Annotated in this window: 5 protein-coding genes; all 5 read right to left on the reverse strand. The window is 42.7% G+C overall.

Annotation, left to right across the window (positions count from 1 at the left end; genetic code table 11):
- Nucleotides 1-45 precede the first annotated feature (45 nt).
- The 5 genes from B4B27_RS11225 to B4B27_RS11245 all read right to left on the reverse strand — a co-directional run bounded on the left by B4B27_RS11225 (nt 46) and on the right by B4B27_RS11245 (nt 6,422).
- The gene (locus tag B4B27_RS11225; RefSeq protein WP_290726531.1) at nt 46-930 is read right to left on the reverse strand and encodes a hypothetical protein; all 885 of its coding nucleotides are present in this window, start codon (nt 928-930) and stop codon (nt 46-48) included.
- A gap of 5 nt (nt 931-935) precedes the next feature.
- Nucleotides 936-1,448 carry an ImmA/IrrE family metallo-endopeptidase gene (locus B4B27_RS11230; RefSeq protein ID WP_290726533.1) on the reverse strand — a complete coding sequence of 171 codons (513 nt, stop codon included), beginning with the start codon at nt 1,446-1,448 and terminating at the stop codon, nt 936-938.
- A 139-nt stretch (nt 1,449-1,587) separates the two neighbouring features.
- Nucleotides 1,588-2,445, reverse strand: a complete 858-nt coding sequence (locus B4B27_RS11235) for an HAD family hydrolase (protein ID WP_290726536.1) — start codon at nt 2,443-2,445, stop codon at nt 1,588-1,590.
- 3 nt (nt 2,446-2,448) lie between these two features.
- Nucleotides 2,449-3,123 carry a DUF4391 domain-containing protein gene (locus B4B27_RS11240; protein ID WP_290726538.1) on the reverse strand — a complete coding sequence of 225 codons (675 nt, stop codon included), beginning with the start codon at nt 3,121-3,123 and terminating at the stop codon, nt 2,449-2,451.
- A complete protein-coding gene (locus B4B27_RS11245; protein ID WP_349678250.1) occupies nt 3,120-6,422 on the reverse strand; it encodes a helicase-related protein in 3,303 nt (1,100 codons plus the stop codon). Before B4B27_RS11245 ends, B4B27_RS11240 begins: the two co-directional genes overlap by 4 nt.
- Nucleotides 6,423-6,683 lie beyond the last annotated feature (261 nt).

Raw genomic sequence — 6,683 nt, forward strand, 5'->3', positions numbered from 1 at the left:
GCATTGGAAAGGATGTAGGGAAAAAAAGCCTTGCAAACAAGATGATTATTTTATTTTAATGTCAGCCAAAGTCTTACTTATGTCAGCAGGCTCATTCCCTGCAGATATGTTGTTTTGTCCAGATATTTTATCGACAATAGCACACGCAGCATCATACAACGGAGCAAAATCTTCGTCCGCTTTCATTTCATCAGAATTGGCAAAAAATTTTCGTTCCCTCCAAATTTTCGACTGTTCAAAAAATGCTTCTAAAAAAATTTTCAATTCGGAGCATTCTACATCTCTTTTCATTAATTTATCTTCTTTATCTTGCAAACAGTCATCATTTGATGTAGAAAGAAAAACTACAGGAATACCTCCATCTTCAACAATGCCTTTTAAGTCCCTCCGACCATAAAAGAACCATTTTAAAGCCTGATCAGAATCATCTGGTACACTTAGTATTCCTAAAGCCAATTCTGGCGATATAGCAATTCTATTTTTACTAGCCAATCCTGCAATACGAAAACCCATATCAATATCGGGACCAATAAAATCAACAATCTTACTATTAGGAATAACAGGTTCCTGTAATATGAAATTTCTTACAGGAAAACCAGCTGTCCACACCGTTCCCTTTACGGGCATTGAGTTTGGCAGCGAATTATTCTTTTCAATAACATCTCTAAATCGTTTTACTAGACAAAGAGCACGGTTCCAATCAAAAATCTGTGCAAAAAAGAGAATCTCGTCTCCATTATATTTCCACAAATTCACATCTTCTTTAGCAAATTGTTCTACAAATAAATTGTAAAAATTAAATACAACATTTTCAATCCAGGAACTTATGCACAATTCTTCCTGAGCATCTTGTTTTTTTCGTGTGCTGCCAATAATATCGGCACTAAAAAACAGATATACTCTTGGCTCTTTAAGATCGAATTCTGCCATAAAAATTAAAGCAAGTTCAAAGAAGTAAGGCGAACACTGGCGGCAGTAAATGACACATGATACATCTGCGCCATTCTAGATATTTTGCCATCTTGATCGAGATCATTAGACAACGAATTAAAGTCTTCTCTAAACATACTTTCTGGCATCAAAAGTTCAGCCGCAAAATAATTTGCTTCCTGTTCTGCCATACTAGTTCCTAAGCGAAATGCCTGCAAAGGTTTGTCACCTTGTCGAGAATGCAAAAAATAATGACCTAATTCATGAGCAAGAGTAAATCTCTGTCGTTCAGTAGTTGCTAACGGATGTAATTTGATGGTAAAATCAAGTTTCCCATGAACTTTTATTGTATCGCCGAAAAAGACATCCTTATCTTCTGAAACTTTTCCACCAAATGCTTCAACTACACTTTTAAAATCAGTTGTTTTCTTGGGATCAAAACCAGAAACTTCGCGAACTTTATCCGCGATTCTTTTAATTACAGTTTTGCCCCATCCGCATTCTGTTATTTCAGACACGACAACTCCTTGTTGGTATTATAAATATACTCAAATCACAATTTTAAGGCAAGACTAGCGGTGCCAGTTTGTGCAATTACACACATGGATAACTTCTATTTTGTTATTCTTCCAGTATCATTCTTGTTTTGAAACTCTTTTACTTCGCCAATTTTTTGTGTTTTTGCAGAAGTGTATCAAAATCATAGTCTCTTTTAATCTTTTCCAAAATTGTAGTTACCACCTCATATATATCAGACGTTTTTTCATAATTGGCAGGGCAAACGAAATTCACGCGGTCTTCTGAAATCAATTTTTTTGCAATATCCTTTTTCCCTTTTTTACTCGGATTATAAACCGCTATTGAATATCCGCCATTTTGCTTAACCATTTTCATGCAGGGAATATCCGTTTCTCCATCACCAAAATAAATCATCCTTTTAAATGGAATCGGACGATCTTCTTCTGCTACATATTTATTCACTTCTTTAGAATCGTATACTTCTTTAATTCCTTTGTTTATTTTGAAAATAAACTGGGTTTTAGTTGTAAAATCAACAGCAACTCCAGGCCATTCAGCAACTCCTGAAGCATCATATAAAAAAGAACAAGCGTATATATGTTCAAATTCCTTTGCTATTGGAGATCCTTCAATCATCTCTTTCAAGCCTGAGGAATTTATATAATGTTTTATATCTAGTCCTAATTTTTGTCCATATTTGTTTACTAAAGAAAACCATTTTTCTACACCAGAATACAATTCTATTTCTTTTCCAAAATCACGAAAAGACTTTTTTGTTATTGAAACTTTTTTATATTGCGCTTCCGATAGCATCAACTTCATATAGCATAAAATGCTACTAGCATCATTATCTTTTGACAACGCAGCACTTTTCGTCCAAAAATCCTTTTCGTTCATTCCCAAGGCTTTGATGAAGCCAAATTCTTGCATATTTCCAGGAGACAGAGTCCCATCGAAATCATAGATTAATGCAACTTGCGGTTTTTTAGGAGACATCTGTTACCTCACGAAATGTTTTTTCAGTTTCCTTATCTCAGCCCTAATTTCCACCTGGCGATTAAACTGCTTTTCGTTGGCGAGTTTTTTCTCCAGTTTTTCGATTTGGGCTTTGATTTTGGCGTGTTGTTTACTTTGTACAATATAGTCTTTTAGAGACGGCTTGGGTTGTTCTGCTTCTCCCTTCGGCAGGCTCAGGGAACTTAAACTCGCAACGGCATTTGAGGAATCTGCACCGCGGACGATGGATTCGTAGATTTCGTCCATGTTGCTGCCGGACAAATTAAATACGGACTCGTCGGCAGGTTTCCATGGAGTTTCGAAGGCATCCAAGAAGGTTTCGTCCTTCTCTTTTTCCTTGAAGTTCACGAAGAGTTTTGCTTTGTCGTCATAGGTCAAGACAAATATGTTGTGGTGGTGCAAATTCTGGTCGATGAACTCGAACAACTTGCTCGGGCACTCGAACGACTTCATCTTGACTTCAAAGACATCGATTTCGTTTACCAGCAAACCCTTTTCTGCGGCCATGGTCTGCGCGGTCAGCTTATTTTGCCAGACAATCTGTTCTACATACTTGACAAAAAGGTTCTTGGTCGCCGTATTCACGGCGCACTTGCTGTAGAATTTTTCCTTGGGCACCACCTTGCCCACGAATGTCGAAGAGGGCAGGTTTATCATTTGACTACCAGGAACGTCACGAGTTCAAAATCGTCCAGGCCGCGGATTTCGCCGGTGAGTGCGGTGGTCTCGCCTTCGCCAAAAAGGCTGTCGATATCGGATTCTTCCTTGACTTCGATAATCGAGGCGATTGCCTGCTGCAAAAGGTCGCTGTACTTGCCCATCTTGCGGCCGTCGGCAGTTTCCTTATTGAAGGCCTTGCAGAGTGCTATGTCGGGTGTGGCAAGCCCGCGGCAGGCGTGACGCATCAGGTCAAGAATCTTCTTCGGCGAAAGGTGATTGCAAACGACGCTACCATCTTGCCTCAGATAAACCATGTAGAAGGGGTGCAGACGATTCTTGCTGCGGATATTCACGGCATTGTTGCGGTTGCGCAAAATGTAAATCACGCCGGGCGGCAATTCGCCTGTTTCGTCGGCATGCACGAGCGCATAAATTCCCGTGGGCGCATTCTCGACTTCTTGATGGGTTTCGCGATATTGCAGCAAGTCCATTCGAAAATCGTTCAGGCCCAAATCCACGATGTTCACGCCGCCCTTCATGTCTTCAAGGTCAACCACGTCTTCTTTCAACTTGCGCAGTTGTTCCTTGCGGTATTCCAAGTCGCCCTTCTCTTCGGCGCTGATGGGGTTGTCGTCGCCGGTCGCGGTCATCACCGATATTTTCATGCGGGCAACCACACGCGATTTCAGATTGATGTATTCATCGAGGCTCACGTTGGGCCAAAAGTTCACCAGCTGGATTTTTGCATTCTTGCTGCCGATACGGTCTATACGGCCAAAGCGCTGGATAATGCGCACCGGGTTCCAGTGGATATCGTAATTGATCAGGTAATCGCAATCCTGCAAGTTCTGGCCTTCGCTAATGCAGTCCGTCGCAATCAGCAAGTCGATATCGCCCGGAACAATATTCCTAAGCAAATGGCGTTCCTTGGACTGCGGCGAAAAATAGGTCAGCATCGTATCGTAATCGGCGCGCAACTTCGGAAGGTTCGTGCGGCCGTCCATATCGCCCGTTACAAGTGCAGAGTGGATTCCGTATTTCTGGAGCAGTTTCTCGGCAAGTTGTTCGTAGAGATATTTTGCCGTGTCAGCAAATGCCGTGAACAGGATTATCTTCTTGTTCCCAAAATTGATCGGATTCTCGATCTTGTTGCAGATTCTCGCAAACAGGGTCTGCAACTTGGAATCGTGTTCAGGCGAAAGTTGCCCGGCTATCTTTTGCAACTGCGCAAGTACACCCAATTCTTGGCGGAGTTCGTTCAGCCAGCCAATGTAATCCATATCGGCCAAATTGAAGTGTACATCCTTGCCGACGGTAAATTCGTCATCTTCTAGAGTCGCGCTATCGATATCATAAATAATATCTGCATCCGCAGTCGCGTTGCCAGCATCAATACTCTTCTTGTACTTCTCAATCTTGTCAACTGTTTTTTGAACCAGTTCGTGATAACGGTCCAATGTCAGCTTGAACGAATAGACGGAACTTTCCAGGCGCTTGAGCATGTTGATGCTCATGAGTTTCCGAATGCCCATTTCGCGGCCAAGCAGCAAATCCTTTTCTTCGGAACTGTCGATGTAGCCCTCGATACGGCTCGGGTGCACAAATCGCGCCGGGCTATACACACTCATCTGTAACTGACTCAACAGCAAGTAAATACTATCGAACGAAATTCCCGCCACGTCGGTCAAGTCGGGAGATTCCGAAATGGGCGGCAGGCGTTCTGGGAACTTGCCCACTTCATTGATATCGTAGAATTTTTCAATATGCTTGCGGGAACGTGCAATCGTCACCGAATCAAGCAGTTCAAAGAAATCAAAATCCAAAGTTTCAAGCAACGCCTGCGTAGTTCGCTGAGAGGCCGGGAGTTTTACCCACGCATTGTAGGCACTCTGCGCCTGCTTGAAAATGGAATCAATGCCATTGTTCAAGTTCAGCAAAGAATCCATCTTTTCCGAATCATCTTCGTAAGCCAAGCGCAACTGATTCTTCAAATCGTTGAAGCGATTGTTCACCGGCGTTGCCGAAAGCATCAGCACCTTCGTCTTCACGCCCTTGCGGATGACCTGATTCAATAAGCGCTGGTAGCGGTTTTCCTTGCGGTCGATATCATCGTCAAATTCATCGGCAGAAAAATCATCGCCTGTGGCCGTACCGCCATTGCGGAAATTATGCGATTCGTCAATCACCACAAGGTCGTAGTTGCTCCAAATAATGCGGCTCAAGTCAAGGCCATTCGTGCTCCCCGAATCACGCGACAAGTCCGAATGATACAGCACATCGTAACGGAAACGGTCCGTAACAAGCGGATTGTTCGTCTGGTTATTCTTGAAGGTCATCCAGTTGTTGTTCAACTTCTTGGGACAAAGTACCAGCACATTCTTGTTGCGGTTCTCGTAATACTTGACCACCGCAAGTGCAGTGAAAGTTTTGCCGAGACCCACGCTATCGGCGAGAATGCAACCGTTGTATTTTTCCAATTTGTTGATGATAGCAAGCGCCGCATCCTTCTGGAAGTTGTAAAGCTTTTGCCAAATAGCGCTTTCCTTAAAACCCGTCGCCGAATTCGGCAAAACATCTTCGCTGATGTCGTTCAAGAATTCATGGAAAATATTGTAGAGCGTTACAAAGTAAATGAAGTCGGGAGAATTTTCTTTATAGACCGTAGCGATGCTATCCATGACCGCCTGGGTCACTTCTTCAAACTGCGATTCATCAAACCAGCATTCATTAAACTTGTTGATATAGTCATTGGAAAGAGGCGCCGAAACCCTCATGCTAAAATTGGAAATGTTGTTGCCTTTTTCTACACCGAGTCCCACCGCCGAAAACTCGCTGAACGGCGTATAAAGCGCGTCGTCATCGGGCTGCTTTACATGCATAAACGTCTGATAGTTCAAGTCGGTTATGTTCGTCCGGAATTTTACCTTCTGGCGAATCCACTCGGCGCATTCCACCGCAATCGCTTTCTGGTTCAGCTGGTTGCGCAACTTCAATTCAAATTCACTACCGAACAGCGAACGCTCGCGGGCAGACTGTTCTTCGTTGAGTGCTTGTTCTCGTGCGTTACGGGAGATGTCAAATTCGCGACTTTCTTTTGAAACCTGTTTCTTGACAAATGTCCTTGAAGTAAAAATGAACCGCAAGGAATCAATCTTCCAGAGTTCATCCTTCAAAGTCTCGAAAGCATATAGAGAAAAGCTTGCTGCGGCAATAGACAGGCGGGAACCAGGAACGACCGTTTTACGAAGGTCATCGACGACCTTCTCGGACATATTATTAAAAAAGCACTGTTCCATATAAAAATCAAACACCGCATTGTGCGGTACATAAAGGAATATAAACTATTATGGGGATAAGCGCAAACACAAATGCTCGAAATCGCCCCTTATCGAGGTCAAAATTTTTGATCTCGATGCGGACCTGTTAATATTACGCAGCCAATTTTTCACCTTTCCAAAGCATTTTTCGATATTTTTTATATCGTTTTTGTGTTTGATATTGACTTTTTTTGGGGGCCGAACCCAACAGATTGTCCCGGCGCACTAAATTTTTGTATA

Source organism: Fibrobacter sp. UBA2449, assembly GCF_002342555.1.
Lineage (GTDB): Bacteria > Fibrobacterota > Fibrobacteria > Fibrobacterales > Fibrobacteraceae > Fibrobacter.